Source organism: Clostridium tertium (assembly GCF_902652255.1).
GTDB lineage: Bacteria > Bacillota > Clostridia > Clostridiales > Clostridiaceae > Clostridium > Clostridium tertium_A.
Map to the genome: position 1 here is coordinate 101352 of NZ_CACRTO010000049.1, position 19881 is coordinate 121232.

Consider the following 19881-nt stretch of genomic DNA (forward strand, 5'->3'; position numbering starts at 1 on the left):
TTGTGGCAAGGTTTTAGCAAGGTTTGAATGCTAAAATTTAATTAAACGAAGGGGGTATTATGAATGAAAGATGAAATCATATTAAGTACAAATAGACTTACAAAAATATATGGAAAACAAACTACAGTTAATAATGTAAGCCTAAATGTAAGAAAAGGACGTATATATGGACTGCTTGGTAGAAATGGTGCTGGTAAAACTACAATTATGAAAATGATACTTGGACTTACTAGTGTTTCTTCTGGTGAAATTACACTTTTCAATAAGCAACTAAAAGGAAATGAAAAGCAAATATTTCCTCGCATTGGTTCTATAATTGAAATTCCTGGTTTTTACTCTAATTTAACTGGTACTGAAAATTTACAAGTCTTTGCAAGATTAAGAGGTACAATCAATAAAGATGCGATAAAGAATGCTTTATCTGTAGTCGGACTACCCTATGGTGATAAAAAAGCATTTTCATCATATTCTCTTGGTATGAAACAACGACTTGGTATAGCTAATGCAATCTTAAATGATCCAGAATTATTGATACTTGATGAGCCAACAAATGGACTAGATCCAATTGGAATTGCAGAAATAAGAGCTTTTCTAAAAAAACTCTGTCACGAACAAGGAAAGACTATTATAATTTCAAGTCATATTCTTTCTGAAATGGCACTTTTAGCTGATGATATAGGTATTATACACGAAGGAGTATTATTGGAAGAATCCACTTTGGAAGATTTAAAAAAGAAGTCTGAGCAATACATTTTAATTCAAGCACCAGATATTCATATTGCTACTTATCACTTAGAAAATATATTAGAAGTAAAAAATTACTCTTTAGAAGATGATAACTTTATACGAATATACGATTCTGATAAAAGTGTTACTACTATAGGCAAATCCTTTTTTAATTCTAATATTGAACTAACACACCTGGAAGTAAAATCTGAAAATCTAGAAGATTATTTTAAAAAGATAACAGGAGGTGTTGGAATTGCTTAATATTTTAGCAAATGAACGTTTGAAATTAAAAAGAAATAAACTACTACTTGTATGTACTCTAATTGCACTAATTATTCCAACATTAATGATTTTAGTTGACATAAAGGATAAAAATTCTATAACTGCTGTAATGTCAGGTATTGAATGGTTACAAAGATTAGTCCTTCCAATACAAGTTATTGTTTATCCTGTTTTAAGTGGTTTTATAATCACCTTCTTAATTCAAAAAGAATATACAGAACGTACCATTATAAATACCTTAACAGCCCCAACAAATAGAATAAAATTCTTGCTTTGCAAATATATCATTTGGACTCTATGGTTTTTAGTAATCACTTCGGGATTTTTATTAATTACCTACGCAGGTTATATCTCTTTATTTGGATTAAAAGAGTTCCAATCTTCAATTAATGTAATTACAGAGTTATGTTTGAAAACAGGTCTTCTAAATTTATTATCAATGAGCCCACTACTGATTGTCTGTATTTTGCAAAGAAATATTTTTTATCCTAGTTTACTTTTCAGTTGTTTCGTATCTGGGATTGGATTTGCAGGACTATATTGGCCTGAAAATATACGTAACCTAATTCCATGGTCCGCTGTTACTTCTATTAGCTTATTAGATACGCAAAAATTATTACCTTATATTTCAATTCTTATTTGTTACTTTCTTGGAATAATTATAAGTTCAATATATTTTAAGAAACAAAACTTATAGAATAAAAAAGTCGTAAAGACCTTATAAATAAGGACTTTACGACTTAATATCTTTTATTCAAATTCAATAGTTGCTGGTGGTTTTCCTGTGCAATCATAAAGCACTCTATTTACACCTTTAACTTCATTAACTATTCTTGTTGTTACTTTTCCAAGTACTTCCCATGGAAGGTCAGCTGATTCTGCTGTCATGAAGTCACTTGTTGTTACAGCTCTAAGTGCTATAGCATAATCATAAGTTCTTTCATCTCCCATTACTCCTACTGATCTCATATTAGTAAGGGCTGCAAAGTATTGACCAATTTCTTTATCAATTCCAGCCTTTGCAATTTCTTCTCTGTAAATTGCATCTGCTTCTTGAACTATCTTAACTTTTTCAGCTGTTACTTCTCCTATGATACGTATTCCAAGACCTGGACCTGGGAAAGGTTGTCTGAATACTAACTTTTCAGGTATTCCAAGTTCTAAACCTGCTTTTCTAACTTCATCTTTAAATAAATCTCTAAGTGGTTCTATTATTTCTTTGAAATCAACGTAGTCAGGAAGTCCTCCAACATTGTGGTGTGATTTTATAACTGCTGATTTTCCAAGTCCACTTTCTATTACGTCTGGATAAATAGTTCCTTGTACTAGGAAATCTACTGTTCCAATCTTCTTAGCTTCTTCTTCAAATACTCTTATAAATTCTTCACCAATTATTTTTCTCTTAGCTTCTGGTTCTTCTACTCCCTTTAACTTTTCGTAGAATCTTTCTTGAGCATTTACACGTATAAAGTTTAAGTCATATTGTCCATTTGGTCCAAATACTTCTTCAACTTCATCTCCTTCATTCTTACGAAGTAAACCATGATCAACAAATACGCAAGTTAATTGGTTTCCTACAGCTTTTGAAAGTAATACTGCAGCTACAGATGAATCAACTCCACCTGATAATGCACATAATACTTTACCATTTCCAACTTTTTCACGGATTTCTTCAATTGTCTTTTCAACAAATGAATCCATCTTCCAATCTCCAGAACATTCACAAGCATTGAATAAGAAGTTTGAAAGCATCTTATTTCCTTCTTGAGTATGCATAACTTCTGGATGGAATTGAACTGCATAAAGCTTCTTTTCTTCACATTCCATAGCTGCAACTGGACATACAGGAGTAGTAGCTATTATCTTAAATCCTTCTGGAGCTTTTTCTATGTAATCTGTATGACTCATCCAACAAATAGTAGATGGTGATACACCTTTAAATATCTTAGATTCTACATCTACATCAACTTTAGTCTTACCATATTCACTTACAGGAGCAGTTGCAACTTTTCCTCCAAGCATATGAGACATTAATTGAGAACCATAGCATATTCCAAGGATAGGAATTCCAGCTTCAAATAATTCTTTTTCACATAAAGGAGAATCTTCACCATATACGCTGTTAGGTCCCCCTGTGAAAATAATTCCCTTAGGATTCATTTCTTTTATTTTATCAACACTTATAGTATGTGGATGAACTTCACAGTAAACACCACATTCTCTTACTCTTCTAGCAATTAATTGATTATATTGACCACCAAAGTCAACAACTAAAACTAATTCTTTTTTCATGTGACCCTCCAACGTAATTTATTTATAGAAACTTAACATATATAAGTTTAAAGGAAAATTGATATATTAACAATAGTTATAAAATGCTAAGCATTTTATTAATGAAAGAATTAAGAAATGAAAAAATGAAAAAATGATAATTAAAAATTTTTGCAGATTTTTATAATATGATTTTCAGAAAATGTTGATTTTGCATAACAAAAACTCCCCTTTTCTTCATTTTTTCATTCTTTCATAACTCAGCTAGTCTGAGTTATTTCCACAATTCTTCATTATTAATTCTTCATTATTAATTCTTAATTCTCCATTATTCATTTACAGCAATTTATTTGCTGTAGTTTGGTGCTTCCTTAGTTATATTAACATCATGTGGATGACTTTCTCTTATTCCTGATGCAGTTTGTACTACAAACTTAGCATTTTCATATAAGTCTTCAAGAGTTGGTGCTCCTAAATATCCCATTCCTGATCTAATTCCACCTAGTAATTGATAAATTGTATCTGCTACAGAACCCTTAAATGCAACTCTTCCTTCAACACCTTCTGGTACAAACTTCTTAGTTCCATTTTGGAAGTATCTATCACTTGAACCCTTTTCCATAGCTCCAAGAGATCCCATTCCTCTATAAACCTTGTAGCTTCTTCCTTGATATATTTCCATTTCACCTGGTGCTTCTTCACATCCTGCAAACATTGATCCCATCATTGCAACAGAAGCTCCACCAGCTAAAGCCTTAACTATATCTCCTGAGTACTTTAATCCACCATCAGCAATTACTGGTACTCCATATTTCCTTCCTTCTTCAGCACAATCCATAACAGCTGTTAATTGAGGTACTCCAACACCAGCAACTATTCTTGTTGTACATATTGAACCAGGTCCAATACCAACCTTTACACAATCTGCTCCAGCTTCTATTAAATCTCTTGTAGCTTCTGCAGTTGCAACATTACCTGCTATTATTTGAAGATCTGGATACTTAGCTTTAATAGCTCTAACTCCATCCATAACTCCTTTAGAATGTCCATGAGCTGTATCTAATGTAATAACATCTACGCTAGCCTTAACTAAAGCATCTACTCTTTCCATCATGTCTTTAGTTACACCAACTGATGCTCCACATAATAATCTTCCCTTAGAATCTTTTGCTGCATTTGGGAAAGCTTTAACTTTTTCAATATCTTTAATAGTGATTAATCCCTTTAAGTTATTCTCATCATCTACTAAAGGTAATTTTTCAATTTTATGTTTCTTTAATATTTCTAGAGCTTCTTGTAAAGTAGTTCCTTCACCTGATGTTATAAGTGGGCTCTTAGTCATAACTTCAGAAACTAATCTATCAAAGTTAGTTTCAAAAACTATATCTCTATTAGTGATAATTCCAACTAACTTAGTTCCTCTTGTTATTGGAACACCTGAAATTCTATATTGAGCCATTAATTCTTGAGCTTCTCTTACAGTATGATTTTCAGATAAGAAAATAGGATCTGTTATTACTCCATTTTCTTGTCTCTTTACTCTATCAACTTCCTTAGCTTGTTGCTCAATAGTCATATTCTTGTGAATAATACCTATTCCACCTTCTCTAGCTATAGCAATTGCCATTTTTGATTCTGTTACAGTGTCCATACTTGCACTCATTAGTGGAATATTTAAACTAATCTTCTTAGTTAATTTAGTTTTTAAGCTTACTTCATTAGGTAAAACCTCAGATTTATTAGGTACTAGTAATACATCGTCAAATGTGTACGCAGTTTTGATAATAGTTGCCATTGTTCTTCCTCCTTGAAATGATTTTTTTCTTTCATTTTATTATACGTATGAATTATTAGCTTCTTATTTTTACTTATTTTTAGGTACAAAAAAAGCACACTAACTTTCTAAGTGAAGTTAATATGCCTAATATCCTATAAAAAATTATAGTTATAGTATATCAAAATCACTCATAGTCGGAAATTTAAGGTTTCCGGTAGATACTCTCTGCCATATTCAGAGGATATACGAGTTTTTTTATTTCTTTGTTTTAATTTATAGATATTATATAACTCCCTACCTAGGTTGTCAATAAGTTTGCAATTTATATTTCAACAAAAATTTCATATGAAATCTATATCATTATATTTAATTTTTAAAATAATAAATTTTCATCAATATTACTTCATAATTTCAATATAAAATTTATAAGTTTACAAAATAAATAAATCTACAATAAAAAGAAAGCGCTGTCGCACAAACAGCCCCATACAAGATTAATTTCCTAATTTATTAGTAGAAATTTATATTACTAAATTTCTAACTTTACTTTAGCTTTAATTGCTTCATTATAATTATCTTTATTAATGAACTTCTCCAATATCAATGTCAAAAAGTCCACTATTATATAATGTAAGTCTTTTTAAATTATTTGCTGCTGGTAGGTAAGTTGGGTCAAAATCTAATGCAGCTCTATAATAACATTGAGCTATTTTCTTACTTCCTGTTAATTCTTCTATTACCCCAAGAAGATTTTCGACTTCTGCACTACTACTATCCATTACTAAAGCTTCTTTTGCATAAAGCTTTGCCTTATCATATTCTCTATTTATTATAGCCTCTCTTGCTTTTTCAATATTATTTAATAAGCCTAATCTTCCTTTAAGTATTTTGATATTATCTTTATTAAAAACCCCTGTCATAAAGATACCTCCATACACTCTAATAATTAAATCAATTATTTATCCTAATTAATCTATAGCCAACCCCTATATGTGTTTGTATAAATCTACCCTTTTCACAGTTCTTCTCAATCTTCTTTCTTAATGTTGCCATAAATACCCTTAAGGAAGGTATATCACTTTCATAAGCTACTCCCCATATTTCCTTCAATATATAAGTATGGGTTAATACCTTTCCTACATTCTTAGCAAGCAAACATATTAATTTATACTCTATAGGCGTTAAATGAACTTCTTCCTCTCCTACAAATACGCATCCTGAAATATAATCTATTTTTAATTCACCATTTATAAATTCAGTACTTTCTTCTTTTCTTGTATTGTCATAATTCATTTTTCTTATAGCAACTCTTATTCTAGCTAAAAGTTCGTCCACACTAAAAGGCTTTGTTAAATAATCATCTGCACCTGAGTCTAAAGCTTCTATCTTATCTTTATCTTCACTTCTTGCACTTACTACTATTATTGGACAGTTTGACCACAATCTTATTTTCTTAATTATTTCAACTCCATCTATATCTGGCAGACCAAGATCTAATATAATAATATCTGGTTTATTAGATGTCACCATTAACATTGCTTGCTCACCATTTTCTGCAATTAAGCAATTATATGAATGTACCTCCAATGTTGCAGATATAAAATTTCTTATTGCTTTATCATCTTCAACTACTAAAATTGAAACCTTCATTGTTAACCTCCACCTTAGTTAATGTAAAACCAATTACCGTACCTTTAGGTTTATTATTTCTTACATAAATTTCGCCACCATGGGCATTTATTATGGACTTACATAAGGCTAGCCCTAGCCCTATACCTCTTCTACTATCACCTTTATTTCCACTTGAAGTAAAGAACATATCAAATATGCATTCTTGATTTTCTTTGCTTATTCCAAGACCATTATCTAAAACTTCAATTATAACCTTATTACCCTTAGTAAATGATCTTATTACAATATCTGTGCCTTCATCTGTGTATTTAATAGCATTGTCTAAGATATTAATTAATACTTGAACTATTAACCTCACATCTACATCTGCCATAATAAAATCATTTTCTAAATCTACCCTTAAATTGTAATTTAGAATCTTACGATTTACATGTGTTACTGCCTCATTAATAATATCTTCTACTAATTGTGGCTCAGTTTTTAATTGAACTTTCCCATCATCTAACCTAGATGCTGATAGTAAATTCTCTACTAAATTAATTAGCCATATAGAATCATCATAAATATCTGATATCAGCTTTTTCTTAGTTTCTTCATCAAAATCATTATTTAATATAGAGCTTGCACTTCCTGATATACTTGTTAAAGGTGTCCTTAAGTCATGAGAAACAGCTCTTAATAAATTAGCCCTAAATCTTTCATTTTCAGCCTGCATTAAAGCAATCTTTTTTGATTCATTTAAAGTATATTTTTCTATAGCAAAAGATATTTGACTAAGTATAGCCTCTAACAATGATTTTTCGCTACTATCTACACTTTCATCCTCTTTTAATACTATAGCTATAACTACCATTACATTTTCTTGACCTATCAAAGGTATATAAGTTGCCTTTGCTCCTGGCAGGGTATCTGTATCTGCCCCAGCTCTCTTTTTATTTTTTATTACCCAGGTAACTATTGCTTTTTCATCTTCAACTATATACTTATTATTAACCTTAACTAATGACTCATTATTTTGCTTATATACATTAGATATTTCTTCATTAGAAACTTCATATATAATGATAGGTTTTCTTAAGAACTTATATAATTGCTTTTGAGCTGTAAAAATTATATCTTCAAGAGAATTAGCTCTTTCAAGCTCTCTACTTGCCTCAAGTAATATATTAGTCCTATTAGCAATAACTGCAGAAACCTTAGCTTGCTTCTTCACCTTATTAGTTAATGTGCTTGTAATTAATGCTGAAGTTAGCATTATAACAAAGGTGACTACATAGCTAGGATCATAAAAGTCTAATGAAAACCTTGGATGTGTAAAGAGAAAATTAAATAATATAACACTTATTAAAGCTGCTATTCCACCATAAATAAATCCATCAGTTTTATTAGAAACGAAAAGAACCCCTAGGATAAATACAGTTATTATATTGGCTTCACTAAAACCTAAATTATAAAGAAAAAAGCTAGCTAAAGTTGCAATTGATAATATTCCAAAGGTTCTTATAAAATCCCTTGTTGACATATCAATATTCTTAACTACATAATTTCTTTTATGAACTAAATCATCACTATCTGGAATTACATATAAATCTATTTCTGGCGCAAGCTCAACTATTTTATCTACATAACCAAGCTTAGACTTAAAGAAGCTCTTTTTTCTTTTAGTTCTACCTATTATTATCTTAGAAACTCCACTTAATTTAGAGTACTCAGCTACTTGGTAAGGAACATCATTTCCATAAACAGTTTCAACTTTAGCACCTAACTCTTCTGCAAGCTTTAAATTCTCTCTAAGCTTTTTAATATTATTTTCACTAAGTTCCTTAGAATCTATTGTCTCTACAAATAGTGCTGTAAAACTTGCATGAAAGGCTTCTGCCATCCTTGCAGCTGCTCTTATAACCCTAGCATTAGTTGGTGATGAGCTTAAGCAAACTAAAATATGCTCATTAGTATGGTACACACTCTTGCTGTAGCTTTTATTTATATTTACTTCCTTATTAACTCTATCTGCTACTTCTCTTAGAGATATTTCACGAAGGGCAGCTAGGTTTTCCTTTGAAAAGAAATTACTTAATGCCTTCTTCGCTTGAATATCTTTATAAATCTTTCCTAAATTAAGTCTTTCAATAAGTTCAATTGGCTCTATATCTATTAACTCAACTTGGAATGCTTCTTGAAAGAATCTATCTGGAACTCTTTCTTTAACTACTACATGAGTTATAGATGCAATAATATCATTTAAGCTTTCTATATGCTGAACATTAACTGTAGTATAAACATCAATTCCGGCCTCTAATAACTCCTCTATATCGCTATATCTCTTATTATGCCTTAGTCCTTCGGCATTTGTATGAGCTAATTCATCAACTAAGATTAATTGTGGTTTTCTATTTAAAGCACCATCTAAATCAAACTCTTGCAGAGTTATTCCCCTATAGTTTACAGAAAGCTTCGGCAAAATTTCTAATCCATCTAAAAGAGCCATAGTTTCAGGTCTTGTATGCGGCTCAATATATCCAACTACTACATCAACACCTGCTTTTTGTGCATCATGAGCAGCTTCTAACATAGCATAGGTCTTACCAACACCAGCTGCATACCCAAAGAAAATTTTTAACCTTCCTCTAGTTTCCTTCTTTTCTTCATCTTTAATTTTTCTTAAAAGCTCCTCTGGATTAGGCCTAGACTCTTTCATTAAATCACCCTTTTTTTAATTATTCATTATTCAAGCTTTCCATCTAAAGCAAGGTTAACTTGTAATACATTTACTGTTTCTTCCCCAAATATACCTAAAAATCTATTATTAGTATATTTATCTATTATTGATTCTACTTCATCCTTACTCATATTTCTTTCTCTAGCAATTCTATCTACTTGATAATCTGCAGCTGCAACAGATATATGAGGATCAAGTCCACTACCTGAAGAAGTTACTAAATCTACTGGAATAGGTTCATCCCCTTTTTCAGGGTTAGCCTTTTGTATTTTTTCAACTCTTTCTTCTACTAACTTCTTATATTCATCACTAGCGGGACTTAAATTTGAAGGAGCAGAGTATAAAAGTACTTCTCCATTTTCATTTTTAAATGTGCTAGTGTCTAAGTTCATTATTCTTCCCCATAAATATTTATCACTTGTAAATTCTTGTGCTAATAATTCACTCCCATACTTAGTGCCATTTATTTCTATAATACTACCATTTGATTTATCTTTAAAGAAAATTTGAGAAATTCCTGTAATAAATAACGGAAATACCATACCACAAATAATTGTAAATACCAAAAGGAATTTAGCTGACTTACCTAAAAGCTTCATAATAAACCCTCCTTATACTATTCCTAAAGCTGTTATTATTAAATCTATTATTTTTATTGCTATAAATGGGCTTATAAGTCCACCTAATCCATAAACTAAAAGATTTCTTGATAAAAGTTTACTAGCTGGAACTTCTCTATACTTAACTCCCTTTAATGCAAGTGGTATTAGAGCTACTATAATTAATGCATTATATATAACTGCTGAGAAAATTGCACTTTCAGAACTACTAAGACCCATAATATTTAATTTATTCAGTTCTGGATATAATCCAATAAATAAAGGTGGAATTATAGCAAAATACTTAGCAATATCATTTGCAATACTAAATGTAGTTAATGATCCCCTTGTCATTAAAAGCTGTTTACCAATTCTAACTATATCTATTAATTTAGTTGGCGATGAATCTAAATCCACCATATTTCCGGCTTCTTTTGCTGCTTGAGTTCCAGTATTCATAGCAACTGCTACATCTGCTTGAGCTAAAGCTGGAGCATCATTAGTTCCATCTCCAGTCATTGCTACTAAATGGCCTTTCTTTTGGAAATCCTTAATCATGTTAAGCTTTCCTTCTGGTGTTGCTTCTGCTAGGAAATCATCTACACCTGCTTCTGCTGCTATAGCTGCTGCTGTAAGTGGGTTGTCCCCAGTTATCATAATAGTCTTAATACCCATTTTTCTTAAGTCTGCAAATTTTTCTTTAACCCCTTGCTTAACTATATCTTTAAGGTGAATAACCCCTAGAACCTTACCGTTCTTAGCAACTACTAAAGGAGTTCCCCCAGTGTTTGCAATATTCATAACTACATCTTCACATTCTTTAGAAAAGCTACCTCCCTTTTCTAAGATATAGTTTTTAATTGTGTCACTAGCACCTTTTCTAATTTCATTTCCATTGAAATCTACACCACTCATTCTAGTTTTAGCTGAGAATTCAACGAAGCTTAGGTTCATATCCTTAATATCTCTTCCTCTTATTCCAAACTGTTCTTTAGCTAAAACCACTATACTTCTACCTTCTGGAGTTTCATCTGCAAGAGATGATAATTGAGCTGCATCTGCAAGTTCTTTTACATCTACTCCATCTACTGGTATAAATTCACTGGCTTTTCTATTTCCAAGAGTTATAGTACCAGTTTTATCCAACATTAAAATATCTACATCACCAGCTGCTTCTATAGCTCTACCACTCATAGCTAGTACATTTGCTTGATTTAATCTACTCATACCAGCTATACCAATAGCTGAAAGAAGTGCTCCTATTGTAGTTGGAGCTAAACATACTAAAAGTGCTATTAATGAAGTAATTGAAGTATTATTAATTTTCCCTGCTTCTGTTGCAATAAAGTGTGAATAAGTGTAAAGAGCAGCTGTTACTATTAGGAAGATTATTGTTAATGATACTAAAAGTATTTCTAAGGCTTTTTCATTAGGAGTCTTCTTTCTTGAGGCTCCTTCAACCATTTCAATCATCTTGTCCATAAATCCTTCACCAGGATTACTACTAATTCTAATTACTATAAAATCTGAAATAACTGTTGTTCCACCTGTTACTGCACTTCTATCTCCACCACTTTCTCTAATAACTGGTGCAGATTCACCTGTGATGGCACTTTCATCTACTGATGCAGCACCATCTATAACTTCTCCATCTGCTGGGATTTGTTCTCCAGTACTAACTATAACAATATCACCTTTTTTAAGATCAGTTGAATTAACCTTAGTAATATTAGTTACTTCTTTTATTGATGGAATCTTATTTGCTAAAACTTCTTTCTTAGCAGATCTTAAAGCATCTGCTTGAGCCTTACCTCTTCCTTCTGCAATTGCTTCTGCAAAGTTTGCAAATAAAACAGTGAACCATAGTAATATTGCTATTCCTAAAATAAAGCTTGGAGAATTATCTTTAATTCCACCTAGAGCTAAGAAATATAAAATTGTTGTTATTATTGATGAAATATATACTATAAACATTACTGGATTTTCTTTTTGTGCTTTAGGGCTAAGCTTCACAAAGGAATCTTTTATCGCCCTCTTTAGAATATTTTTATCTTTAAAAATACTATTACTTTCCTTCATATCATTCCACTCCTATCATATCATTTGGAAGTGCTCCGCTATTGGCCCTAATGCAAGAGCTGGGAAAAAGCTTAAAGCTCCTACAAGAATTACTACAAATATTAACAAACCTATAAATAAAGCATTATGTGTTGCTAAAGATCCTGAGCTTACTGCTACTTTCTTTTTACTTGCAAGAGATCCAGCTATAGCTAAAGTTCCAAACATAGGTACAAATCTTGCAAATAGCATTACTATTCCTATACTAATATTTATAAATGGTGTATTTGCAGCAAAGCCTGCAAAGGCTGAACCATTATTACCACCTGCTGATGAGTATGCATATAGCATTTCTGAAAAACCATGCGCTCCTGAATTATTTAAACTATCTAAAACACTTGGTACTAATGAAGCTATAGCACTACTTACTAATATTGCTATTGGTGTTGCTAAAGAAACTAGCATAGCCATTTTCATTTCATAAGGTTCAATTTTTTTACCTAAATATTCTGGTGTTCTACCTACCATAAGTCCAGCTATAAATACTGCTATTATAGCAAAAGCAAGCATTCCATATAATCCACAGCCAACTCCACCAAATATTACTTCTCCAAGTTGCATTAGAAGCATTGGAATCATACCACCAAGCGGAGTGTAACTATCATGCATTGAATTTACTGAACCATTAGAAGCTGCTGTAGTAAAGGCTGCCCAGGTTGATGAAGCTGCTATACCAAATCTAGCTTCCTTCCCTTCCATATTACCTCCAGCTTGATTTACTGTAGAAATATCAACTGCTCCTCCACTTGCAAGTTGTGGTGTTGCATTTGCCTCACTAACTGCAATAGCTGCTAAAGCAATTACTAAAACTGAAAACATTGCAATAAATATAGCTCGTCCTTGTTTTTTATCCTTAATATTTCTACCAAAGGTAAAGCAAAGTGCTGCTGGTATTAATAAAATTGATATCATTTCAACTGCATTAGAAAATGGTGTTGGATTTTCAAGTGGATGTGCTGAGTTAACTCCAAAGAATCCACCTCCATTAGTTCCTAATTGTTTAATTGAAATTTGACTTGCTGCAGGTCCCTGAGGTACAACCCCCTTAGTTACTACAGTTCCATCTTCTAAAGTTACTGGTTCTAATAATTCTACCTCTTCATATGCTTTAAAGTTTTGTACAACACCTTGAGAATTAATTAAAACTGAAACTACTATTGATAATGGAATTAATATATATAAAACACTTCTTGTTGAATCTACCCAAAAGTTACCTATTGTTTTCTTTTCTGTTCTAGAGAATCCTCTAATTAAAGCAAATAATACTGCTATTCCTACTGCTGCTGACAAAAAGTTTTGAACTGTAAGTCCAAGCATCTGAGTTAAGTAGGATAATTGAGATTCTCCTGAATAAGCTTGCCAGTTTGTATTAGTAACAAAGCTTGCTGTTGTATTAAAGCTTAAATCAAAACTTGTCCCCTTAACACCTTCTGGATTTAAAGGTAAGAAGCCTTGTACAATTTGCAATGCAAATAAAAATATAAAGCTAAGTAAACTGAAGAATACTATTGATTTAAAATACTTCTTCCATCCCATTTCCTCATTTTCATTTACCCCTAGAATTTTATAAATAAATTTTTCTACTGGCTTAATAACCTTACTTAGAAAAACCTTCTCTCCATTCATTACCTTTCCAATATAACTACCTAATGGAATAGCTAAAACTACTAAAACAATTAAATACAATGAATATTGCAATATTGAGTTAATCATTCATTATCACCTCTTAGTAAAATATAAGTTAAATAAACAAATAAGCTTAAAGCTACAAGCCCTACTAAATAAATAACTACTGTCATTATTAATCCCCCTTCCATAATTGAATTATATAAAAATCCGTATAAAGATAGTGTTAGGATTAATCATTGCAACATTAAGATTGTATAAAGATTTTATGTAAATAAATAATACTCATAATAACTACTCCGTGCTCCGTCGCATACGCTCCAAGTCGCCTTTCGCAGTTATTATGAGTATTATTTTTATAAAACATATTAGGATTATAGGGATACTGAAGGAAAAAATCCAGACGAGCTGGATTTAGGTGTGTTATATAACTTTATTATTTCATTTTAATTGGCTCCAAGTCGCTATTCACATATAATTATGACTATTCTCTATATCTACATATTTGAACTTTGTGGGTACTGAAGGAATAAATCCAAGCGAGTTGGATTTAGATGTGTTATATAACTTTATTATTTCATTTTGATTATCTCCAAGTCGTCTTTCACACGTTATGATTATAGTCATTATGTGTAACATATTTTACTTATGTGGGTACTGAAGGAATAAATCCAGGCGAGCTGGATTTAGGTTTATCATATAACTTTATTATTTCTTATAAATTGGCTCCAAGTGATCTTTCACATGATATTAGTATCATCATTATATATTGCACTTTAAATTGTATTTGTATTTAAATTGGAAATTTAGTAATAAAAAATCCTACAACCAATAAGATTGTAGGATCTTTTTTATATTCTTTTCAATGTAAATAAGTAATTAAAAAAGAATTTTCCAGTTATATTTTACTATTTTTTTAATATTTATAACTATGTGCTTTTTTAATTCTTATATTAAAACTAGGGGGATTCATATATGTTTCTAAATTTATTTTCTGTTGTTATGGAATTTATGACTTCAATTCTTATTCTTTACGTTCTTTTTTTAATAATAAATGCATTAAAATTATATATCAAAAATAATTCAAAATAGAAATAGAAGTTTAAAAGGAACATCCAAAAATCGATGTTCCTTTTAAATTAATTAACATAATATTAAAATTGTTCTATTATCTTTCCTATAAATTGAAATTTGTCATCAGCAATATTTTCATTACTTACTACAATATTCTTTAATAGTCTCTATAATTAGGTATGTACAAAAGAACATACCAGCTAATATAGCTATCCCAACGACGACAATATCTGAAATAGTAAATGAACTAAATATATACACCCCTAATAAAATTGTAATAGAATAAAACAATAATGCCATCAAAAACGATTTTATACCCATCTTAAGAAATTTATCCACTATTTTTCTCCTTTTTTAATCTTCTATTAATACTACTTTACAATTACTAGTCGCTTAATTAATAATATATTAACACTAATTTCAAATATATTCCATAAACCTTTTATTTACAAGATTCTTCATATGAAAAATCATATACCATTTCGCATATATATTCACACTAATAATATATTTATTATTTTTCTAAAACACCTGTGATTCAATATGTGATTTAGTATGTGATTTCCGATATTATTTTTAAGATTTTGTACCTTAATGTTCTTATTTAAGCCATTTAAAAAGAAAATCACATGCATGAATCTTGGTATGATTCCACATGTGATTTTGATTGATTTTTTATCTTTTTAGGTCATTTTGCACCTAGAAGTGGAACCCATTAGTATAAAACCCCTTTTTTTATTTTAATACCAAGATGACCAATAACTACCGTTTTTATCACAGAAAACTGTTCCATTTATAGTTGCTGAATAGAAAGTATGACTAGCCCATTGAGTATTTACTGAAAACTCTAAATCAAATGTTCCTCTTACTTGAGCTGTTGGCACTGCTGAACTACTAAATTTGGTAGTTGTTGATTTTTTACTCCATACATAGGTTATAGCGGAGCTTGCACCATCATAAGCAGTTGATGTTTGTCCATTATAACGGAAATATCCTGCAACAGTTAAATCTGCAACTGTATATCCTGCAACAGCTTTTAATTTTACTGTAGATCTAACTTCTCTGTATGTTGTACTTGCTCTAGATAAACTATTTATATCTTGTACCTTTATCTCTTCTTCTAATATAAGATTTTCTGTATATTTAACTTGTCTTATATCTCCACTTACTCCTCTTGTCTTTTGAGAATCCTTTAAACTATTTAATGCGTTTTTTAGATTACCCTCATCTAATGCAAATTCTAATTCTTCTTTTGAAATATCTAGTTGGTCAGATATAGTTGTTATTAATTTTTCCTTCTGTTGATTTTGATCATTTGTAGATGCATTTGCAGTAATTGTACTACCTAATGTAATTATAGTAGATAACAATAATGCACAAGAAGTTTTAATAAGCTTGTTCATATTATATCCTCCTAACATTTATTTCATTATATGTATACTCTATTTTTCATTGAATAATTCGTAATTCACATTTAAAATTTACGTTATTAATTAAAACTTCTAAATATTTACTTTCTTATTAAGTAATAAGAATTTTTATTTGTATAGGCTGATATATAAAAAGCTGTAGTATTATAAATAAAAAGATATCTACTAATTATTACGTACTTCTACTTAATAAAAGAGATATCTTTCATATTTATGCTTATAAATCTTCTTTAATAGCTATCTTACTTTCATCATTCATGAATAAACCTGCACCACTAACTCTAATATTTTTAGCTATTATATTCCCAATTAAATAGGTTCCTGAACCTTCAATTTTCACTGTTCCATTTGGTGCATAAATAGTCCCAACAATAACAGGATTCCCACGAATAATAATATCTTTATTAGATGCTATCATTACAGGTCTTATATTAGAAATATCTTGTTTATTGTCCTCTTTTCCTATAAAGTTATTCAAATCAATATTTATATTTCCTTCTGCTATTAAATAACTATTTAAATTTTTATTTGTATTTGAGTTTGTCATTGATACCGTTATATTTCCACTAGCAATATAGTCTTTTCCTAAGGCTATTTCTGATGGACTTAGTTTACTAAAATCCAAATCACCAGTAACTTCACTATAATTGTTTTCACTTTTAACCATCTCTTTAATATTATCCATCATTTGAATCATATCTTTTCGAGCTGTTATTATGTGGGCTTTATCTCCTATATTTAGTCCTGAATTTTGCCAAACCGCATTTGAAGAATCTGTATAAGATCCTGCTTCCCTAATATTATTACTACTCCACGTATCTCCTCTAACCACAAATCCAACTCCATAAAACCCTAAGAAATTGTTAGCCCATATGTCTGCTTTTATGTCACCACCAGAACCGCCCATTTCAATATTTTCACTAGCAAATAGTCCATAGTCTAAAGGAGTTTTTTTATCCTGGTTATCTCCTGCTGCAAATGCTATATATGAAACTAAACTTATAATTAATAAGGATGATACTAGTATAATTATACTTTTCTTTTTCTTCACCTAAAACCCTCCTTTACTTTTAATTAGCTAAAACCCCTAAAATAAATCCGGGAGTTTAGGTTCATCTTTGATTGAAGGTGTTGTCATATATACTTTCTTAGAACTTTTACTAATTGTAATATTATTAGTTAGCGAAATCTTAGCATTTATATCACTCTTTACTACACCTTTATAAACTATTAGTATTTCAGTTGTATTAGTAATACCATCTTTATCGCCATTCAATTTAATATTATAGCTATTAGTACCTGATGTAACTTTAGAAACTTCAGTAGAAGTTAATTTCACTAACTTCCCATTTTCCACCTTATAAGCTTCTATATCATCTTTATTTACTATTATATTTTCATCTATATCAAGTACAACATCTATATTTTTTACATTTAGTATAAAGCTTGAACCAAAGTTATATGTTGCACCTGGAGTTACATTAAATTCTTTACCACCATTTTCATCAATGATCGGGTGTCCATTTTCAAAACCATTATATAATCCATGAGTCAACCTTTGAGCTTCTGTACTTAAATTTACTAAAATATACTTATCTAAATCAGCAGTTTTATTTCCACTATTCCACTTGTAATTAATATTAATAGATTTATATAAAGCTTCATTAACTAAAACTTTATCACTATTTATTGTATAAGAAAATGTTACAGGCTTCTCTAGGCTATATATAATCTTTGTAGCAGTCTTCTCTTTAATAATGTACTTTAATCCTGATAGATTAATTTTATGATCTAAAATGCTCAATGTAAAAATACTATCCTCTATACCTGTCATTTCTAACTTACTATCCATAAGATTATATTCTTTTACTAAGTCATCAGCTATTTTTTTAAATACATCATATATAGCATAATTCTTTCCATTTCCACTGCTGTCAATTTTATCATTAGCCTTATAATATCCAAAACTCTCATCATTGTTATTATTATCAGGCATTGGTGTTTGAAGCATTTCACTATGAAGTGATCTTAGATTTTTATTTCCTGAATCATTAAGCCCATAACCAATAGAATAAACCTTATAATTATTTTCTTTTACAATTTTAGCCATTTCTTTTGCGTAGCCTAAATCAAAGCCATAGACATCACTTAAACCACTACCAGAATTCCATATCACTCCAGCTTTTTCAGTTGTAATATCCTTATAGTAATTAGGGACTTTCTTTCCATCCTTGTCAATAAGGTTAGTATCTACTACTGTACAATAAGTTGGAAGTCCATCTGACATCAATACTATTGACTTGTTAGCCTTAGTATTATCTTTATTTAAAAGATATAAAGCTTTTCTTAATCCTTCACCAGTATTTGTCCCATTTTTAACATTTTTGTCTTTACTTACTTCTAACTTATTTATTGCCGTATTTAATTCAGTTGCATTACTTGAATCTATAAATCCATTTGTTAATACTGAGCTTCCATTACTATTATAGGAAACCATAGCTATTTTTAATTTCTTAACACTTTGAATTCCGTCCTTACCATTGTTAAGAGTATTTATAAATTCCTTAGCAGCATCTTTCAATTTGTTTATTTTAGTGTTTTCGTATTTTGCAGGATGATTTGCAGCTCCCTTACTAGGATCATTAGCATCCTTATGGGTTTTACAAAGGCCTTTAGAATCAAGCTTACAGTTATCACTGCTTCCCTTTACACTTTCATTCATACTTTCAGAAACATCTAATACTAAAACAAGCTCCTTTTCTGGATAGTCTAATTGAAAATCGCGCCCTGTTATTTCTCCTGATATTGTAATATCATTATTTACTATTCCACTTACCATCTTAGTATTAGGTGATCCCTCCACATCTTGCCCAACAGTATATCTTAACTCAAAGCTTGGCTCTGTTCTTACAACATCATCAGCTTCAACTTTAGAGGTTTTAATGGATATTAAAGATACTATAAAAAGAAAGCAAATCAGAAAGCTTATTATTTTATTTTTTTTATTTTTAAACATCTCATCACCTCTCTTTATTTATTTCTAAACTTAACTATTAAGCTAGCTGGAGTAGTTACATCTGAATAACCCTTTTTAACATTTAACATAAAAGAAATTTCTAATCCATTAACATTATTGAAATTACCTCCTGGATTAGATCTATAATCTAAAGGTCTTACTTTAAACTCAGTTACCTTATTAGATAACTGAACATCAGATTCCAAATTCTTTTTTAGCGCTAACACTCTAGTTGAACTATTAAATGTAAATTTATATTTATCATTATCCACCTTAAATGATATTTCAGTTACATCTAATTTTCCTGTGGATTCAGTTATTATACTAGAATATTTAATTTCGTCTGGATTAGATGGTATCGTAGGGTCTAACACCTTTACTTCCATTCCATTAATACTTGCTAATCCTCTAGCTTCTGATCCATATTTTGAAAGTTCCTTTTGAATCTTCTCTATTTCCATTTGAAGATCAGAATTAACTTCTGAAGTTATTATAGTTTTATTAGTATTTAAGAAAAAAGTATATATTGTCCCAAGGACTACAACAGTTATACTTAAGGTTATTATTAATTCAAGTAAGGTAAAACCTTTCTTTTTCTTCTTCATATC

The 19881-nt window shown here is 30.2% G+C and carries 14 protein-coding genes, 1 pseudogene and 1 riboswitch; of the genes and pseudogenes, 2 read left to right on the forward strand and 13 right to left on the reverse strand.

Features of this window, described 5'->3' with window-relative positions:
* Positions 1–63: 63 nt before the first annotated feature.
* A complete protein-coding gene (locus GPX08_RS16540; RefSeq protein WP_156627915.1) occupies positions 64–990 on the forward strand; it encodes an ATP-binding cassette domain-containing protein in 927 nt (308 codons plus the stop codon).
* Entirely contained in the window at positions 974–1708 is a 735-nt protein-coding gene (locus GPX08_RS16545) for an ABC transporter permease subunit (protein ID WP_156627916.1), read from the forward strand. Before GPX08_RS16540 ends, GPX08_RS16545 begins: the two co-directional genes overlap by 17 nt.
* A gap of 53 nt (positions 1709–1761) precedes the next feature.
* Here GPX08_RS16545 and guaA read toward each other — a convergent pair whose 3' ends face one another.
* The 13 genes and pseudogenes from guaA to GPX08_RS16610 all read right to left on the reverse strand — a co-directional run bounded on the left by guaA (position 1762) and on the right by GPX08_RS16610 (position 19878).
* Positions 1762–3303 (reverse strand): glutamine-hydrolyzing GMP synthase, encoded by a 1542-nt coding sequence (gene guaA / locus GPX08_RS16550; protein ID WP_156627917.1) that lies wholly within the window; start codon positions 3301–3303, stop codon positions 1762–1764.
* Between the two features lie 325 nt (positions 3304–3628).
* Positions 3629–5077: an IMP dehydrogenase gene (guaB, locus tag GPX08_RS16555; RefSeq protein ID WP_156627918.1), complete on the reverse strand. Its 1449-nt coding sequence runs from the start codon at positions 5075–5077 to the stop codon at positions 3629–3631.
* A gap of 153 nt (positions 5078–5230) precedes the next feature.
* Positions 5231–5328, reverse strand: a riboswitch (purine riboswitch).
* Between the two features lie 312 nt (positions 5329–5640).
* Positions 5641–5913: pseudogene (locus tag GPX08_RS16560) on the reverse strand (hypothetical protein); the annotation flags it as partial.
* A gap of 97 nt (positions 5914–6010) precedes the next feature.
* Complete coding sequence (locus GPX08_RS16565; protein WP_156627919.1) at positions 6011–6709, reverse strand: response regulator; 699 nt, start codon at positions 6707–6709, stop codon at positions 6011–6013.
* Positions 6684–9389 (reverse strand): DUF4118 domain-containing protein, encoded by a 2706-nt coding sequence (locus tag GPX08_RS16570; protein ID WP_156627920.1) that lies wholly within the window; start codon positions 9387–9389, stop codon positions 6684–6686. The genes GPX08_RS16565 and GPX08_RS16570 overlap by 26 nt, the downstream gene beginning before the upstream one ends.
* Before the next feature lie 26 nt (positions 9390–9415).
* Complete coding sequence (gene kdpC, locus GPX08_RS16575) at positions 9416–10009, reverse strand: potassium-transporting ATPase subunit KdpC (protein WP_156627921.1); 594 nt, start codon at positions 10007–10009, stop codon at positions 9416–9418.
* Positions 10010–10021: 12 nt separating this feature from the next.
* A complete protein-coding gene (gene kdpB, locus GPX08_RS16580; protein ID WP_156627922.1) occupies positions 10022–12088 on the reverse strand; it encodes a potassium-transporting ATPase subunit KdpB in 2067 nt (688 codons plus the stop codon).
* Positions 12089–12103: 15 nt separating this feature from the next.
* Positions 12104–13840 carry a potassium-transporting ATPase subunit KdpA gene (gene kdpA, locus GPX08_RS16585; RefSeq protein WP_156627923.1) on the reverse strand — a complete coding sequence of 579 codons (1737 nt, stop codon included), beginning with the start codon at positions 13838–13840 and terminating at the stop codon, positions 12104–12106.
* Positions 13841–14965: 1125 nt separating this feature from the next.
* On the reverse strand, positions 14966–15166 hold the full coding sequence (locus GPX08_RS16590) for a hypothetical protein (protein WP_156627924.1): 201 nt from the start codon (positions 15164–15166) through the stop codon (positions 14966–14968).
* A 401-nt stretch (positions 15167–15567) separates the two neighbouring features.
* Entirely contained in the window at positions 15568–16230 is a 663-nt protein-coding gene (locus tag GPX08_RS16595; RefSeq protein WP_156627925.1) for a hypothetical protein, read from the reverse strand.
* A 244-nt stretch (positions 16231–16474) separates the two neighbouring features.
* Positions 16475–17308 (reverse strand): hypothetical protein, encoded by an 834-nt coding sequence (locus tag GPX08_RS16600; protein ID WP_156627926.1) that lies wholly within the window; start codon positions 17306–17308, stop codon positions 16475–16477.
* Between the two features lie 36 nt (positions 17309–17344).
* Complete coding sequence (locus tag GPX08_RS16605; protein ID WP_156627927.1) at positions 17345–19273, reverse strand: VWA domain-containing protein; 1929 nt, start codon at positions 19271–19273, stop codon at positions 17345–17347.
* 14 nt (positions 19274–19287) lie between these two features.
* Entirely contained in the window at positions 19288–19878 is a 591-nt protein-coding gene (locus tag GPX08_RS16610) for a prepilin-type N-terminal cleavage/methylation domain-containing protein (protein ID WP_156627928.1), read from the reverse strand.
* Between the last annotated feature and the right edge of the window lie 3 nt (positions 19879–19881).